The sequence below is a fragment of the Maribacter huludaoensis genome (assembly GCF_029350945.1).
GTDB classification, from domain to species: Bacteria; Bacteroidota; Bacteroidia; order Flavobacteriales; family Flavobacteriaceae; genus Maribacter; species Maribacter huludaoensis.
Genome location: NZ_JARKMS010000005.1, coordinates 23,147 through 40,757 on the forward strand (window position 1 = coordinate 23,147; position 17,611 = coordinate 40,757).

General features: G+C 34.3%; 15 protein-coding genes. 6 read left to right on the top strand and 9 right to left on the bottom strand.

Going from position 1 to position 17,611, the window contains the following annotated elements; genetic code table 11:
• Positions 1 to 39 precede the first annotated feature (39 nt).
• A complete protein-coding gene (bcp, locus tag PXC01_RS14415) occupies positions 40 to 492 on the bottom strand; it encodes a thioredoxin-dependent thiol peroxidase (protein ID WP_276472995.1) in 453 nt (150 codons plus the stop codon).
• A gap of 54 nt (positions 493 to 546) precedes the next feature.
• Between bcp and PXC01_RS14420 the strand changes: the two genes are divergently transcribed.
• Positions 547 to 1,209, top strand: a complete 663-nt coding sequence (locus PXC01_RS14420) for an endonuclease III domain-containing protein (RefSeq protein ID WP_276472996.1) — start codon at positions 547 to 549, stop codon at positions 1,207 to 1,209.
• 232 nt (positions 1,210 to 1,441) lie between these two features.
• On the opposite strand, the gene PXC01_RS14425 is transcribed toward PXC01_RS14420, so the two are convergent.
• From PXC01_RS14425 to PXC01_RS14435, 3 genes are all read right to left on the bottom strand, one after another.
• Entirely contained in the window at positions 1,442 to 2,023 is a 582-nt protein-coding gene (locus PXC01_RS14425) for an RNA polymerase sigma factor (protein WP_276472997.1), read from the bottom strand.
• 400 nt (positions 2,024 to 2,423) lie between these two features.
• Positions 2,424 to 2,567 carry a hypothetical protein gene (locus PXC01_RS14430; RefSeq protein WP_170861978.1) on the bottom strand — a complete coding sequence of 48 codons (144 nt, stop codon included), beginning with the start codon at positions 2,565 to 2,567 and terminating at the stop codon, positions 2,424 to 2,426.
• A 74-nt stretch (positions 2,568 to 2,641) separates the two neighbouring features.
• On the bottom strand, positions 2,642 to 3,223 hold the full coding sequence (locus tag PXC01_RS14435) for an RNA polymerase sigma factor (protein ID WP_276472998.1): 582 nt from the start codon (positions 3,221 to 3,223) through the stop codon (positions 2,642 to 2,644).
• 243 nt (positions 3,224 to 3,466) lie between these two features.
• Here PXC01_RS14435 and uvrA point away from each other — a divergent pair, with 243 nt between their 5' ends.
• Together uvrA and PXC01_RS14445 are read left to right on the top strand one after the other, a co-directional pair.
• Positions 3,467 to 6,247, top strand: coding sequence for an excinuclease ABC subunit UvrA (gene uvrA, locus PXC01_RS14440; RefSeq protein ID WP_276472999.1), 2,781 nt, complete (start codon positions 3,467 to 3,469; stop codon positions 6,245 to 6,247).
• A gap of 160 nt (positions 6,248 to 6,407) precedes the next feature.
• The gene (locus PXC01_RS14445) at positions 6,408 to 7,613 is read left to right on the top strand and encodes a hypothetical protein (RefSeq protein ID WP_276473000.1); all 1,206 of its coding nucleotides are present in this window, start codon (positions 6,408 to 6,410) and stop codon (positions 7,611 to 7,613) included.
• 68 nt (positions 7,614 to 7,681) lie between these two features.
• Here PXC01_RS14445 and PXC01_RS14450 read toward each other — a convergent pair whose 3' ends face one another.
• Positions 7,682 to 8,554, bottom strand: a complete 873-nt coding sequence (locus PXC01_RS14450; RefSeq protein WP_276473001.1) for an RluA family pseudouridine synthase — start codon at positions 8,552 to 8,554, stop codon at positions 7,682 to 7,684.
• 139 nt (positions 8,555 to 8,693) lie between these two features.
• Between PXC01_RS14450 and PXC01_RS14455 the strand changes: the two genes are divergently transcribed.
• The gene (locus PXC01_RS14455) at positions 8,694 to 9,731 is read left to right on the top strand and encodes an AI-2E family transporter (protein WP_276473002.1); all 1,038 of its coding nucleotides are present in this window, start codon (positions 8,694 to 8,696) and stop codon (positions 9,729 to 9,731) included.
• Here PXC01_RS14455 and PXC01_RS14460 read toward each other — a convergent pair whose 3' ends face one another.
• From PXC01_RS14460 to PXC01_RS14475, 4 genes are read right to left on the bottom strand one after another with little or no spacing between them, the layout of a single operon-like run.
• Positions 9,732 to 11,186 carry an oligosaccharide flippase family protein gene (locus PXC01_RS14460; RefSeq protein ID WP_276473003.1) on the bottom strand — a complete coding sequence of 485 codons (1,455 nt, stop codon included), beginning with the start codon at positions 11,184 to 11,186 and terminating at the stop codon, positions 9,732 to 9,734.
• Positions 11,186 to 12,457, bottom strand: a complete 1,272-nt coding sequence (locus PXC01_RS14465) for a glycosyltransferase family 4 protein (protein ID WP_276473004.1) — start codon at positions 12,455 to 12,457, stop codon at positions 11,186 to 11,188. The genes PXC01_RS14460 and PXC01_RS14465 overlap by 1 nt, the downstream gene beginning before the upstream one ends.
• Entirely contained in the window at positions 12,457 to 14,892 is a 2,436-nt protein-coding gene (locus PXC01_RS14470; RefSeq protein ID WP_276473005.1) for a YfhO family protein, read from the bottom strand. Before PXC01_RS14470 ends, PXC01_RS14465 begins: the two co-directional genes overlap by 1 nt.
• A gap of 31 nt (positions 14,893 to 14,923) precedes the next feature.
• Positions 14,924 to 15,178, bottom strand: a complete 255-nt coding sequence (locus PXC01_RS14475; RefSeq protein ID WP_276473006.1) for a DUF4834 family protein — start codon at positions 15,176 to 15,178, stop codon at positions 14,924 to 14,926.
• Between the two features lie 87 nt (positions 15,179 to 15,265).
• Here PXC01_RS14475 and PXC01_RS14480 point away from each other — a divergent pair, with 87 nt between their 5' ends.
• Both PXC01_RS14480 and PXC01_RS14485 read left to right on the top strand, forming a co-directional pair.
• On the top strand, positions 15,266 to 16,351 hold the full coding sequence (locus tag PXC01_RS14480) for a transporter (protein WP_276473200.1): 1,086 nt from the start codon (positions 15,266 to 15,268) through the stop codon (positions 16,349 to 16,351).
• Between the two features lie 88 nt (positions 16,352 to 16,439).
• The gene (locus tag PXC01_RS14485) at positions 16,440 to 17,558 is read left to right on the top strand and encodes a GTP cyclohydrolase (RefSeq protein WP_276473007.1); all 1,119 of its coding nucleotides are present in this window, start codon (positions 16,440 to 16,442) and stop codon (positions 17,556 to 17,558) included.
• The last annotated feature ends 53 nt before the right edge of the window (positions 17,559 to 17,611 follow it).

A 17,611-nucleotide genomic window follows, 5' to 3' on the forward strand; every position in this document is an offset into this window, starting at 1 on the left:
AAATGGGCGTTTTTTCATTACAATATCAAGAACTTACCATTAATCTAGTAGCTGCGCTGCGTGATCCTTGGTTTTTACCTTATCTATAACTTTAGTCACAATACCTTCACCATCTACCACAAAGGTTTTTCTATGGATGCCATCATACTCACGACCCATAAATTTTTTTAATCCCCAAACACCGAATGCATTGATAACGGTATGGTCTTCATCTGCCAATAACGGAAAAGGAAACTCATATTTGTTTCTAAAATTCGCTTGCCTTTTTTCTGAATCTGCACTTACCCCTAAAAGTTCGTAGCCCTGTGATTGTAATTCTGCATAATTATCCCTTAAATTGCAAGCTTCTGCGGTGCAACCTGGTGTGCTAGCTTTTGGATAGAAAAATACAATTAGCTTTTTTCCTTTATAATCCGATAAACTCACAGTATTGCCATCTTGATCCTTTGCAGAAAATGATGGTACTTTATCACCCACTTTTAATGTATTCATCTATGATATTTTTAAATTTGTGTTTAAATATTTTCATTCAAAATTAAACAATTAATGACGAAAGCAGAAAAAATAGCTTTTACAATTAAAACATTACAAGAGTTATATCCAGAAATTCCTGTTCCATTAGACCACAAAGACCCTTATACCCTTTTAATTGCGGTGTTAATGTCTGCGCAAAGTACAGATGTTAGGGTAAACAAAATTACTCCTCTCCTATTTGCCAAAGCGGACAACCCCTATGATATGGTCAAATTAAGTGTTGATGAAATTAGGGAAATTATAAAGCCCGTAGGCCTATCGCCCATGAAGGCAAAAGGAATTCATGGTTTATCCCAAATTTTAATTGATAGACATGACGGTGAAGTACCACAAGAGTTGGAGCATTTGGAAGAATTACCAGCTGTTGGGCACAAAACGGCAAGTGTGGTGATTTCCCAAGCTTTTGGCATTCCCGCTTTTCCTGTAGACACCCATATTCATAGGTTATTATATAGATGGGGTTTTACCAACGGAAAAAATGTAGTACAGACCGAAAAAGATGCCAAACGTTTATTTCCTAAAGAAATTTGGAACGATCTTCATTTGCAAATTATATGGTATGGTAGAGAATACTCACCGGCAAGAGGTTGGGACTTGGAAAAAGATATAATTACGAAGACTATTGGTAGAAAAACAGTACTTAACGACTACTATAAAAAGAAAAAAACCCGCTAAAAGCGGGTTTTGTTTATTAATTCAAAAAAGTTTCGAATTCTAAATCTTCGTGTTCAAATTCATAAAGGGCTTGAGAATAGCTCAATAAGAAGTTGATTGTTTTCGGACAAACTTTGTTAAATCCGGTCTGTTCTTGATAATCTGAGTAAATTTTTTCCATACTTCCTACGTTGTTACAATAAAATAACGCAGCAAATTTGGAAATATTGTTTATTCTATTTTCTACTCCAAATTAATTCGTAAGAACTATATTGTTTTTTTCAATGATTTTTCTAAGGTTGATTAAAGCATAACGCATTCTTCCTAAAGCAGTATTGATGCTAACTCCCGTATTTTCAGAGATTTCCTTGAAACTCATATCTTTGTAGATACGCATTAAAAGAACTTCTTTTTGATCGTCTGGTAATTCTTCAACCAATTGTCTTAAATCAGTATCAATTTGATTTTTTATTAATTGTTTTTCGGCATTTAACTTATCATCACCAATTACGGAGAAAATATTAAAGTCATCACTACCTTCAAACATTGGCATTCTTTTGTTTCTTCTAAAGTGATCGATGATTAAGTTATGAGAAATTCTCATTACCCATGGTAAAAATTTACCCTCTTCACTATACTTACCTCTTTTTAAGGTTTTGATCACCTTAATAAAAGTATCTTGAAATATGTCTTCTGTGATATCCCTATCTAAAACCTTAGAATAGATAAAACTAGTAATACGTTGATTGTGTCTGTTAATTAAAACCTCAAGAGCACTTTCGTTACCGTTGATGTAATCTTTAACTAATTCTGAGTCTTCAATTTGTAGTTTCATACGAGTTACTTTCTTTAATTGGTTAAGAATGGGAAATCTTTTAGTTAATTGGTTTATTTTTTATTTCTGATATAAAACTAGAGAAAAGGGGGGCTGTAGGAAAAAGTATGTTGTCAAACCGCGTTTTTTTGATGTGAAACATCGAAAAAGTATATTTCTACACAATAAATAGATTTTCAGATAGTTCGGCCAGGAAATGTAGGAAAGAATAAAATAGCCAAAAAGCCCTTGATTATTAGTACTACAATAGTATACCTATATATAAGGACCCCTTAAAAACCTTATTCTCCTACAATTAAAATAAGGCTTAAAAGAAGCAAATTACAGCACTAAACAAATTTTAAGCATAAAAAAACCCTTAGGCAATGCCTAAGGGTCTATATATAAATGTAAGATTATTCTAGTTTAAGTTACTCTCAAACTGCAATCCATCTACCTCTGTAATATTTAAAGACTTAGAATAAGAAAGTAAAAACTGAATTGTTTCTGGCTTTGCTTTTACTAATTTCGTCTTATTCTGGTCTTTTGTGTATATTTTTTCCATGCTACATGTTGTTTAGGTTCATCTAAAGAACGACACATGGATGAAGATAGTAGATCCTCTCGACCTAAGACCTATTAATTCGTTAAAACTATATTATTGGCCTCTACCAACTTTCTAAGGTTAATTAAAGCGTAGCGCATTCTACCCAATGCAGTATTAATACTCACACCCGTATTATCAGAAATTTCTTTGAAACTCATGTCCTTATATATACGCATTTCTAAAACCTCTTGCTGATCCTCAGGTAATTCTTTGATCATACGAAGCAGATCAGAATCTATCTGTTCTTTTATCAATTGCTTTTCTGCGTTCAACTTGTCATCACCTAATAAAGAAAATATGTTATAACTTTCTTTACTATTATACATTGGCATTCTATTATGTTTTCTAAAATGATCAATAATAAGGTTATGCGCTATACGCATTACCCAAGGTAAAAATTTACCTTCTTCATTATAAGCACCTCTTTTAAGGGTACGTATAACTTTCATGAATGTATCTTGAAAAATGTCTTCGGTAAGTTCACGGTCTCCTACTTTGGAATAAATGAAACCTGTAAGACGAGAATTATGACGATTAATAAGCGCTTCTATAGCTTTTTCGTCTCCTTGAATATATTGTTTTACTAATTGGGAATCTTCAACTTGTACTACCATAACGTTACTTGTAGGGTTAAAAAGCAGCCCCAAATTCATAATGAATAAGGGTCTAATGGTTAAATTCTAACTTTAAAAGTAATGTTGCGTTATAGGCAAATTGTGTTTTTGTAAGAGCTCAAAGATATAAAAAAATAAATACTCTTATAAAAATGTGAAAATTTCTTATACAATTATTAGATAAACTGCATTTTTTAGTTCAGAAAAAAGGCAAAGCGTATCTTTGTAAACTTAGATATTAGTATGCCTACACTCGCTGAAGTAAATCCGAAAGAAAACATTATTATAAAGGGAGCAAAACTGCACAACCTTAAAGATATAGATGTTGTAATACCTAGAAATAAACTTGTTGTCATTACAGGACTATCAGGTTCAGGTAAATCAAGTTTAGCTTTTGACACCCTATATGCAGAAGGCCAAAGGCGTTACGTAGAAAGTCTATCTTCCTATGCCAGACAATTTTTGGGTAAACTTGACAAACCTAAAGTAGACTATATAAAAGGTATAGCACCGGCAATTGCCATTGAGCAAAAAGTAAACTCTACCAACCCAAGATCAACAGTTGGTACAACAACAGAGATTTATGATTATATAAAGCTTTTATACGCACGTATTGGCAAGACCTTCTCTCCTATTTCTGGCAAAGAAGTAAAAAAACATACCGTTACCGATGTTGTTGACCATGTAAAAACGTACCAACAGGGAACAAAACTTTTGCTTTTGTCCCCAATTGAAATAAGAGAAGATAGAGATGCATTAAAATCTTTGGAATTATTTTCTAAACAAGGTTATGCACGTATTAAATACAATGATAAAGTTCTTCGTATAGATCAAGCTCCTGAAGATATCGGTAAAAAATTTGATCTGGTCATTGATAGAATAATTACCAAAGATGATGAAGATTTTTATAATCGTTTGGCAAATGCTATAGACACCGCTTACTTTGAAGGTAAGGGAGAATGTTTGATCGAGGAGTTAGATAACGGAAAACAAACAGCGTTCAGTAATAAATTTGAACTGGACGGCATGACCTTTTTAGAACCTAACGTTCATTTATTCAGTTTTAACAATCCGTACGGGGCATGTCCAAAATGTGAGGGTTACGGAGATGTCATTGGTATTGATGAAGATTTAGTTGTTCCAAATACGGCGCTATCTGTTTACGAAAATGCTATTTTTCCATGGAAAGGTGAAAGCATGAGTTTTTACCGGGATCAATTGGTCAACTCAGCTTACAAATTTGACTTTCCTATACATAAACCTTGGTTTGAACTTACGGAAGAACAAAAACAATTGGTTTGGGATGGTAATGCGCATTTTATTGGGCTTCATAAGTTCTTTGGAATGTTAGAAGAAAAAAGTTACAAAATTCAAAACCGGGTAATGCTTTCCAGATATAGAGGCAAGACCAAATGTAATATTTGTAACGGCAAACGTTTACGTCAAGAAACCGATTATGTAAAAGTTGGCGGAGCATCTATTTCTTCGTTGGTAGGGCTATCCATAGAGAAATTAATAATTTTTTTTAAAGAACTAGAATTGAATGAAAGCGATGCCACTATAGCATCAAGATTATTAATAGAGATAAACACACGACTAGGATTTTTGGATAAAGTGGGCTTGAACTACTTGACGATAAATAGAAAATCGAACACATTATCCGGTGGGGAAAGTCAACGAATAAATCTTGCAACATCTTTAGGTAGTAGTTTGGTGGGATCAATGTATATATTGGATGAACCTAGTATTGGCCTACACCCCAAGGATACCGAAAATCTTATTGATGTATTAATATCATTACGAAACTTGGGCAACACGGTAATTGTTGTTGAACATGATGAAGATATTATGAAAGCGGCAGATATGGTGATCGATATAGGTCCTGAAGCGGGTACAAATGGTGGTGAGGTGGTAGCACAAGGTACGCTAAAAGAAATATTAAAATCAAAATCGCTTACCGCGCAATATCTAAATGGTAAGATGGAAATTAAAATTCCCAAAGAACGTAGAACATCTAAAAATCATATAACTATTAAATGTGTGCGAGAGCATAACCTTAAAAATATCAATGTCACTTTTCCATTAGATATGTTAACTGTAGTTACAGGAGTATCCGGTAGTGGTAAAAGTACCTTGGTAAAAAAACTGCTATATCCTATAATATTAAAAGAAACAGGAGGGTATGGCGAAAAGGCTGGTCAACACACATCCGTAGAAGGTAAATTTAAACATATTAAGCATGTAGAGTTTGTAGATCAAAACCCTATAGGTAGATCATCACGATCAAACCCGGTTACCTATATAAAGGCATATGACGATATCAGACATTTATATGCAAATCAAAAACTCAGTAAAATAAGAAACTACCAAGCAAAACATTTTTCATTCAATGTTGATGGCGGTCGTTGTGAGAAGTGTAAAGGAGAAGGCGAAATTACTGTAGAAATGCAGTTTATGGCAGATGTTCATTTAGAATGCGAAACTTGTGGCGGTAAAAGATTTAAGAAAGAAGTACTAGAAGTTACTTTTAACAATGCCAATATAGACGATGTTCTTAATATGACCATTGATAATGCCATTCAGTTTTTTGAAACTGGAGAACAGACTAGAATTGTCAACAAATTAAAACCTTTGCAAGATGTAGGCTTGGGATATGTAACTTTAGGTCAATCTTCTTCTACCCTATCCGGCGGAGAGGCACAACGTATTAAATTGGCTTCTTTCTTAATTAAGGGTAGTACTAAGGATAAAGCACTTTTTATATTTGACGAACCCACAACCGGATTACACTTTCACGATATACAGAAGTTACTTAAGTCGTTCAACGCACTTATCAAGAAAGGACATTCTATTGTTGTTATTGAACACAACATAGATTTAATTAAATGTGCAGATTATATTATTGACCTTGGACCCGGTGGCGGAGAAAATGGAGGACAGTTATTGGCAGAAGGCACTCCAGAAAAAGTCGTAAAAAGTAAAAAATCGTATACGGCGAGCTACCTAAAAGACAAATTAGATTAAAAATCTTTAAAAAAACACAACTAAACAAAACATAAAATCTTGATTTTAAACCAGTTAAAAAGAGTTGCATTTTTTTGGCACGCTGTTTGTAATATACTAGGGGAATGTAAATATTTACATTTAGAACAACTGCCTAAGGGGCAGATTTAAACCTTATATTATGAAGAACTTAGTACTACTATTTACAGCGGTTATTTTTAGCACCACAGGTGTTTTCGCTACAGGTATTAATGAAGATAAGGTTGCAAACAGCAATACTTATAGATACGACAATTCATTTATTTTTATAGAAAACGGAATAACATTTTCTGTTTACCCAGATGGTGAATTTGATTTTTATATTGAAGACCAAGTTACGGGAAGTAAAAATGGAATAACATTTAATTCAGGTTATGATTATAGTCCGTTTGCACAATATGATGACTACGGTGCCGTAATCCAGGTAGAAAATGTACCTATCTTTTATGACTACTATGGTCGTGTAAGCGCCATTGGCGAAGTAAACATAAACTACGCGAACAATAGAGTACGTAGCGTTGGTGGTATGAACGTATATTATAATAACCGTGGATTTTACGATTACCACACTGGTTTTATTAATATTTACAACAGAAGTTATGTTTACCGTCCATTTCACAGATGGTTCGTAAGACCGGCAGTAGGGTTTAGTTTCGTATACAATAGTCCGTATAGAAGATATTATACTCCTGTAAGATATTCTTACTACAGACCTTACAGAAACAATTTTAGAAGGGCCTATGTAAATGTTGGCAAACAGTACAGATACAATAAAGTTAGAAATAATAGAGCTACCGTGTATAGAAATGATAAGCGGGTTGCGGTTAAAAATAATAACTATAGAAACAATAGAACTGTTGCTAAAAGAGATAAAGGTCTAAGAACAAACAGAACGTTGGCATCTAACAATACATCAAGAACTAATAGAAGTTCAACGGTAAATAGATCAACTACTGTTAGACGTAGTAATACAAATAGTGGTAGAACAACACAAAATAGAACAGTTGCAAGAAGTACTAACAACGGTAAGGTAAAAAGAAGTAATAGTACTGCGGTGCGTACTTCACCAAATAGAACGGTTACCAAAAGAGAAGTAAGCCGCACACCAAGAAGTACAACTGTAAAAAGAACTACGACTACGTACAAAAAACCGGTAAGCAGAAGTGCAAACACTAGAACTGCAACAAATACCAGAACACAAGGTAGTACCGTAACCAGAAAAGCGACCAGTAGTCCTTCTAGAAGTACGGTAAGTAGAAGTTCTAGTTCAAGATCTGTAAACAAAGCTCTTGCTAGAAGCTCAAGCTCTAGATCAAGTTCAGCAACTAGAAGCAGTAGAAGATATTAAAAATAGTTTTTAGGTTGGTTAGTTGTAAAGCGCCGTAGTGATTTTGTTCACTGCGGCGCTTTTTCTTATTACATTGGCAAATTACATGTGGGAAATAATTTCACAAACCTCTTTGGTAAATTAGATTCAATAAACATTTCTTCATTAGTTACCGGGTGCTGAAACCGAAGAGACCGTGCATGTAAATACAACCCCTTACCTTTTAGTTGCAACCCTTGTAAAAAATACTTGGGGTCGCCTAATATTGGATTTCCAATGGATAGTAAATGTTTACGTAATTGATGACGTCTTCCCGTATAAGGGCTTAACCTGACTAAATTTAAAGAGGAAAAACGTTCTGAAACAATCGTCTCAATAACCTCAAAAGAAGAAGTTGCATGTTTATCATCTATGTCATTATCTATAATTCCGCTACTCTCCATTTTTCCTACAGTTACTGCATAATATTCTTTTGTAACATTCTTATACTCAAATAATTTGTTCAATTTAGTAATTGCGCTATTTGTTTTCCCAACCAACAATAAACCTGTAGTAGCATAATCTAAGCGATGTACAGGTTGCGGCACAACAGCGTCTTCGGCAGAGCTTTTTTTTAGATTCTGTGGTAGTGCATTGGCAACCGTTTTAAATCCGTTACCACTTACCAAAATTCCGGCAGGTTTATTGATGACGGCCAAATATTCATCCTCAAATACTACATTAAGCTTAAGAACTAGTCTAGTATTCGTTGTATTTTCAGGTATTTGATATATGATTTCTTCCCCACCAAAAATCATGGTCCCAGTTGTAGCAACATTACCATTGACAAAGAGCAATTTTTTCTTAATCGCTTTCTTTAAGGCAGATTTACTTTTAATCCTATAAAATATACCTACCCCATATTCTTGCAATCTTAATGGGTCTTTAATTATAGGGACTATATGTATTTCTTTTAATTGCATAATAACTATTCAAAGTTAGTTAGGTTTTAGCATAAACCTAAACAATTCATTTTTGGACTACTAAAAAACCGAAGTGAGTTAACAACAAAGGGCATATCATCTTAATTTTCAATTAACTAAAAAGCTACCTAACAAACCCATGAAAAAAATCAATCACAAAATTCTTAGACAGTTAATTATTCTTGCACTAATTATTTTTTTAGGCGGATTGATCGTAAAATACATGTTACCCTATATCTCTGGAGTTTTAGGTGCACTTACGCTATATGTGGTACTGAGAAAATGGATGCTAAAATTGATTAACAAAGGGGTTAAAAGATCATGGGCTTCTATGTTACTAATACTAGTAGCGTTCATTGGTATTTTTATACCTATTTCAGGTGCCGGTTTTATGTTAAGTACACAGCTAGGAGATTTCGCCGATAAATCTGAACAAGTAACCAAAGCCTTTAAGGACCAAGTATCAAAAATTGAAAAATATATAGGTTACGATATTTCATCGACCATTGACCCCCAACAGGCGTCTGGTTGGTTAACGGATAATATGCAAGGTTTTGCCAATAGCACTTTTAACATATTTATTTCTTTGGGAATTTTATTGTTTTTACTTTACTATATGTTGAAGAGTCCAAAAAAGCTAAAAGAATCCTTATTGGAATATATTCCATTAAGCAATAAAAATCTAGTAATCTTAGGCAAGGAAATTGACAACGTAGTTCGTTCTAATGCCATTGCCATACCTTTAGTTGCTTTAGCACAAGGAATTATAGCATTAATTGGATTCTATATTTTTGGTGTAGAGAATCCGTTATTTTGGTTTGTAATAGTCACTATTGGTTCAATGATACCTTTCATTGGTACCTTCATTGGTATTTTTCCGGTTTTTGTACTAAGTCTTGCCAGTGGCGAAGATTTTCAAGCCTGGGGCGTTTTAATATATGGCGTAACCGTAGTAGCAATGACCGATAATCTAATTAGACTTTTTGTTCTTAAAAAATTGGATAGCACACACCCTTTAATAACCTTAATTGGTGTTCTAATAGGTATTCCCCTATTTGGTTTTGTAGGATTAATTTTTGGTCCGTTGATTATCAATCTCTTTTTAATCATCGTTAAAATTTACAAACAGCAATATGGCATACAAAAACCAAATAGGCCACGTGCCCAACAGATGTAATTACCGGCTTAAATACTTACTTAAAAAGCCGTAAACATCTTCGGATATTTTAAAGCGATATAGAACACCTACGTAGAATATCATCATTAAAATGCTTTTAAGTATAATATTAAGTAACGGATGAAAAGAAAAATTAAAAGCAGAAAAAATTACGGCAACAACAATTAACAATGCTAGCACTTTTAGTGTTTCATAGGTAAAAGGCAATATCTTAAATTTAGATTTTACATACCCCAACTTTAATGTATTATATATAAAAAAGGCACTAAAACTTGCAATAGCCGCACCGTTGATTCCATAAGTGGGTATCATCCAAAGATTGAATAATATAGCAAGCACGGCCAATAAAACTCCAAAAAACAAAATAGAACGATAATAATCAGAATTGAATAAAATACTGTTATTATTTCCTAACAATGCGTCATATACTTTAACCAAACCTACCCAAAACACAATCATAAATCCGCCAGAATATTTCTCGGGCAGCATTTCATAAAGTTCGCTTAAGTTCAATAGAATTAACAGAAAAAGTATACCGGAAACTATAAACAACGTTAAAGAACTTTTCTGGTACAACTGTGCCAATGCACGCTTGTCGTTTTTATTCAAATAAGTAGCCGTTAACGGATATGTAATTTGATGCATTGCCCTAGACGGCACTGCTATAGTAGAAGCGATAAAACCTGCTACGGAATAAAATGCCACATTTTCAAGCTTTAGAAAATTGTTCAGCATTACCTTATCAACCTCCATAAGCACAATAGCTGTAGAACCTCCCAATATAATTAGGGCGCTATATTTAACAATGGTCTTCCAGTTCTTGGGAAGCTCAAAGTTCAATTTAGGTTTACGTATTGTATATGCATACAATTTCATGATTATAGCGCGTACAAGGTAGAAGCCTACCAAAGCATTGATAAAAAACTCAATATCAATAACCTTGAAGTATAAAAGAAGTAAAAGTATGGTCTGACCTATTCTACAAAAAATCTCTTTCATAAAATTGCCGAACATAGATTTCATCTTAATTCTGGCCCATGCGTAAAAAACCTCAAAATATGCCATTGCCATACCCGTTAAAAAGATATGCCATACATAATCCCTGACCACGTCGTTTTGTTTAGAGAGTAAGTTTCCAATAGCATCGTTGGCTACGTAACTTATGAAGGCAACGGGAATTATTAAAATTAAAGGCAGTAACAACATCAACGTCAAAAATGAATTTTGACTTTGCTCATTACTGAAGCTTGAATAAAATTTAACCAAGCTATTAGGCACACCAAAGGCCAGAATAGGCATAAGCACTGCAGATACGGATAATATTACCTGTATAAGGCCATAATTACTAGGCTGCATAAAATTGGTATACAAAAACAAGGTATTGGCAGCCCCTATAGCAAAACCAAAATAGGTTACAATAGTGTTGTTCAATGATTGTTTAAGTACGATGCCCATTAAATATATTCGACCAATTTACGGGTGAGCTCCCTTCTGCTATATTGCTCAATATTACCAGAGGTTACCTGTAATGTTCCTTTTTTAAATTGTTGAAACCAACTTAAAAGTACGTTTTTCAATTCAATATCATCCGTATAATCAAATATTTGACCGGTATGCGTCTCCGTAATAATGGAAGCAACTTCCCAATTTTTAGGACCTACACCTAATATAGGTCTCCTGGCCGCCATATATTCAAACAACTTACCAGGTATAATACCAACGGTATCTTGAGAATCTATTTCTACCAATAACAAAATTTGGGACGCCCTTTGACATACCAATGCATTTTTATGAGAAACATAACCAACTATTTCAATATAATCCTGTAGTCCAAATTCCGTTAGTGTCGATAATATTTCTTCACTTACCACACCTATAAAACGTAGTTGTAGCGCATTTTTAATATCCTCATTCTCTTCTACCAAATTTGATAATACCCGCCATAAATTCAAAGGGTTTCTACCACTTAACAAGGAACCAATATGAGCAATGGTAAATTTGGCATCTAAATTGCCATCTGCGGCCACTTCGCCATCATATCCGTTGGTAATCACCTTAATTGGCTTATTGGTAATATCCTGAAACTCTTGCTTCGTTTTAGTGCTGGTAACTATTATTTTATCTGCACTGTTCAAAACATCGGACTCCAATTGTTTGTGTTTTTTTTCTGCAGATGAAGTTAGTTTTAATTTTTTATGATAGCCAATAGTAGTCCATGGGTCACGAAAATCCGCTATCCATTTCAATGGTCTAGCTTGCTTTAAATAATAACCGATTAAATGAACACTATGCGGAGGACCGGTAGTGATTATAGTTTCTATGCCCTCTTTATCCAAAACATCTTTTAAAAAATGGACCGATGGTTTCACCCAAAATTTTCGTGCATCCGGTATAAACAAATTGCCACGGATCCATAATAAAGCTTTCTCTACAAAAGACTGGTTTTTAGACTGAATAATACCGGAACTTATACGTTTTGTTTTCTTGTTAGAAAATATAGAAGCTATACGATAAGGCTCCTTTATTGGATGTTTGTAAATTTTTAGACCATTGGGAATATCTTGGGAAAAAGATGTGTCTAAAAGTGGATAATGAGGATTTTCAGGAATATATAGAACAGGTTCCACATTAAAATCCTTTAAATATTTTACAAACTTTAACCAACGCTGCACTCCAGGACCGCCGGCGGGTGGCCAATAGTAGGTAATGACCAGCACCTTTCTCATTATGCTTCTTCTTCCTTTTTAGAGTTCCAGAACGAAAAGCCAAATCCACCAATAATAACCAGACCTAACAAAATTGTACTTGTCAATGTTATCTTACTTCCTGTTTCAACTACTTCCGGCTCAAACTTAAATTCAATTTTATGCTCTCCTGACGGAATTTTTAATGCCCTAAGAACATAATTCACTTTGAAATGATCACTTTCCTGTCCGTCGATATAGGCATTCCATCCATTCTTATAATACATCTCAGAAAACACAGCAAGGCCTTCATGGCTATTTTTAGCAGTATAGGTTAAATGATTGGGCTCATAATCGCTTAATAAGATTGAAGCAGTAGAGTCTACTTGATAAGTCAATGGATAAATATCAGAAAACTTTGAGGAATTAAAAACGGCTACATTTTTGGTATCTAAACTATCTAAAGCCATGATTTCAGCATCTGCATTGGCCACAGGTTCTAATTGAGAAACAAACCAAGCATTGCCATTTGCATTAGGGTTTTCAATAGGAAATGAATTACCCTCTTGATCTTGTCTGATAACATATTTAATATTCATCATATTTAAAACGGACAAATTACCGTTATAAACATGAAAATTAAACAAGTCTTGCATACCTGCAGGTTTAGCCGCATGATAGCCCGTTATACTTTGATGGAAGTATGCTGTTTTGGCGGAATCAAATCCGTCTGTTTGATCAAAAACCCTAAAAACCCCGTTATCCTTAGCAATAATCTTATTTGCGCTAGTCTCTTGAAAAGGCTCTAACATTTTACGTTTAGAAACAAAATTATCATTATTCACATATCTTAGGTCTACCCCTACCAAATCAATTACAACTAAAACTCCAATTGCAATTATCAAAAAATTCATTTTCAATTTCTCTTTAAGGTACAACCAAATTAATAATGCGGTACCCAGCGCAAAAGCCAAGGAACGTAATAAATCGCTCGTATAAACACTTTTACGGTCTAAACGAAGCATCTCTGGTAATTCTTCCAGACCGGTCATTCTAAGACTATCGTCATTGGCACCTACAAAATGAAAAGCACCTTTAAATATGAACAGCACCACACCTAAACCTAGAACAATAGCTGAAGCTATAGTCAGAGCTTTTATCTTATCAGCCTGTGGAACCTTGCCTTTAAATAATTTTTTGAGTGCTAAAATGGCCAAAACCGGAACACAAAGTTCCAATACAATTTGTATGGACGAAACAGCCCTAAACTTATCATAAAGCGGAAAGTAATCGATCATAAAATCTGTCAAAGCACTGAAGTTTTTACCCCAAGACAGCACCAAGGACATAATAGACCCAAAAAGCAACCACCATTTATTTTTGCCCTTCACTAAAAATAATCCAAAAATAAATAAGAAAAATATGACTGCGCCCAAATATGCCGGACCAGAAGTCCCCGGTTGCTCCCCCCAATACAAAGGAAGACCACTAACAAAATCCAAAGCACTAGACCTAGCTAGACCTTTATCTATCAAATAATTATAAGACTTGGAGTCTTCACCCAAATTCTCCTGACTTGCACCACCAAAAAGACGGGGAACAAATAAGTTTAAAGATTCGGTAATACCATAACTCCAATTGGTAATATATGCCTTGCTCAACCCCCCGGTATCTTCTTTGGGTGAACCATCTGGGTTGATCGTTAACTCACTTTTGCCACGTGTGCTCCAATCAGCATATTCTTTTGTTGCCATCAACCCGGTAGCATTGGCAGCAATACCAAGGGTGACCGCTAACAATAAAATACCAACGGACAAGAAATAATGTTTCAACTTCCCATCTTTTATGGCATACACCAAATAGACCACTCCTAATATGAGCACCAATAACATAAAATAATAGGTCATCTGGTAGTGGTTAGCTGTAATTTCCAAAGCCATGGCCAAGGCCGTTAAAACAAAACCCCACAGGTATTTCTTTCTAAATACCAGAACAATACCTCCCAACAATACCGGTAAATAGGCCATAGCATGTGCTTTTGCATTATGCCCGGCACCCAAAATAATAATAAGATAAGTAGAAAAACCAAACGCCAAAGCACCGACTACTGCCAACCTATAGTCTACTTTTAAACAACAAAGAAGTATATAAAAACCAATAAAATAGAGAAACAGGTAATCTGCCGGTCTAGGAAGAAACCTAATTAACCGATCTAATTTCTTAATATAGTTATGTGGATAGTTTGCTCCAAGTTGGTAGGTAGGCATACCACCAAAAGCACTATTTGTCCAATACGGTTCTTGATCTTTAGCCTTTCTAAAATCATTCTGCTCCTTTGCCATACCCGTATACTGGGCAATATCATGCTGGTACATTACTTTACCCTGCAGGACCGGACTAAAATAAGCCAAGGCGGCAATGATGAAAAATACGACAACAAAAAAATTGATGAAAAAGAATTTTAAGCCTTGCTTCATTTGCTAAATAGTAGTGTTTTGACAAAGATAACTAGTCTAGCTCTTCAAAATCAATGTATTCACCTACTTTTTCCGAATCGTTCTTTTTTCTAGATGGTTTTTTATTGATAATAACAGTTTCTTCTTCTTCGTGATCAAAAGGCCTTTGATTGTTAAAAGCTTCCCTAAAATGGGATTCTGTTTTCTTGGCAGCGTAGTTCAAAATTCTAGGTGCAAACAATTTCGCCAAAAACTTCAGCAAATAATACACCAAAAGAATAATTAATATAGTTTTTAAAAAAGCCATTTATTCTTACTTAAGATATATCAAAAATACAATTATCACGTTGTATATAAAGAATCATACTATTAAAATAAATATAAAATCGTGTTCATAAATAGAATATTTACCACCTCTAAATCATATAAATACGTTTTAACGCTACTATTTTTTCTGCCTTTTGTGGGTATTTCCCAATATACAGATGTAATAAATTCTAACAGACCCGGCGTATCTGTAAGTGCGTATGCAGTAGGCAGAAATGTGGTACAAGCAGAAATGGGACTGTTTTATGAGCAAAAGGACCATACACTTTTAAATACAGAATCTAATATTTGGGGTACAGATATTTCTTTACGATACGGTTTACTGTTCGAAAAACTAGAATTGAACTATGAAGGTACGTTTCAAGCCCAAAATCTAACTTATTTAAATTTTGACTTAGAAACCAACCGTAGAGATTTTTCCAGAAACAGATTGGGATTGAAATTTTTAGTTTACGACCCATTCAAAAATCCTGAAGCGAACAAGCCAAACTTATATAGCTGGAGAGCGAACCATAAATTTCAATTCAAAAACCTTTTACCTGCCGTTTCAATTTATGGTGGTGCAAATTTTGTATTAGGAGACAATCCTTTCTATGTAGGAGAGCCAACCATTTCTTACCGCGGAATGATAGCAACTCAAAGTAGATTAACACCTAGATTTGTATTAATTACCAATACTGCCTTTGATAGAATTACCACAGATGACCCTGAACTAAGCTATACCATTTCATTATCCCACGCGTTTAGAAATCCTAAATGGAGTGTGTTTGTTGAACACCAAGGAATAAATAGTGATCGTTATTCAGACTTGTTGATCCGTGGTGGTATTGCCCATTTATTAAAAGAAAATATTCAATTCGATTTTAATATGGGAGCTAGTTTAAAAAATACCCCTACCCGCATATTCTTTGGTATAGGCGGCTCTTATAGAATGGATTTTCATAAAGACAAACTTAAACCTATTGAAGACCAAGAAGCAGATCAGAATGGCGGGGCAATAGACAAAAGGGCAATGAAGAAGAAAAAGAAAGAAAAGAACAAAAAAGGTAGCGGTGCCGAAGACATTGACCTTGGTCCTTCAAAAAAACAACTTAAAAAATTAAAGAAAGCGGAAAAAAAGAAAAAGAAAGAGAGTAGCGAAATTGACTTTTAAAGCACTAACGCCACAACCCAATTTTCATTCTCAACCACTTTAATTTGTTGATTAATATTACTAATATTGACACTTCTAAAGAAGTTCAATGATCACACTACATGAAGCAAAAACAAAGCAAGACCTAAAACGCTTTGTAACCTTTCCTTTTTCGTTATATAAAAACAACAAGTATTGGGTACCACCAATAATAAATGACGAGCTAGAAAGCTTTGACAAGTCTAAAAACCCAGTTTTTAAAGATGCCGAAGCATGGTTCTTTCTTGCTAAGAACGGAGATAAAATTGTAGGTCGTGTAGCTGCGGTGATCAATCACCTAGAAATCAATCAACAAAACGTAAAAAAAATGCGCTTTGGATGGTTTGATTTTGTAGATGACCCAGAAGTATCAAAAACACTTTTAGAGAAAGTTGCAGAAATAGGTAAACAGAACAACCTAGAATATATGGAAGGCCCAGTAGGGTTTTCAAATTTAGATAAAGTGGGTGTTCTAGTAGAAGGTTTTGACCATATAGGTACTATGATCACATGGTACAACCACCCTTATTACAAAGACCATTACGAAAATCTGGGCTTTGTTAAGGAAAAGGAATACATGGAAAATAAATTTCCGGCAAAAAATGCAGATCCCGCACTATTTACAAAATTGAACGATTTGGTAAAAAGACGCTACGGATTAAAAGAAGTGAACTTTACCACTACCAAACAGGTTATGCCAATGGCAGATGAAATGTTCGACCTTTTTAACGAAACCTATGCCAACCTTTCATCTTTTGTTCCAATAACAGAAATACAAAAAGCTTACTTTAAAAAGAAGTATATAAGTTTTATTAACCCAGAGTACATTAAATTCATTAAAGATAAAGAAGACAAACTAATAGCCTTTGCCATAGTAATGCCCTCCTTTTCAGAAGCTTTACAGAAGGTAAAAGGTAAGTTGTTCCCATTTGGGCTTTTTCGCTTATTAAAAGCTAAGAAAAACAGTAAGGATGTTATTTTCTATTTAATAGGTATTCATCCAGATTATCAAAATAAAGGAGTTACGGCCGTCATTTTCAACGAGTATTACAAAACGTTCAAAGCAAAAGGAATAGATATGTGCTATAGAACACCGGAATTGGAAGAAAACCTAGCGATCAAACAAATGTGGAAACATTTTGACCCTGTCATCTATAAACGTAGAAGAACGTATAGAAAACCACTTTAAAAATAAAAAGCCCGAAATCATTAGATTTCGGGCTTTTACAATTCGGTACAATA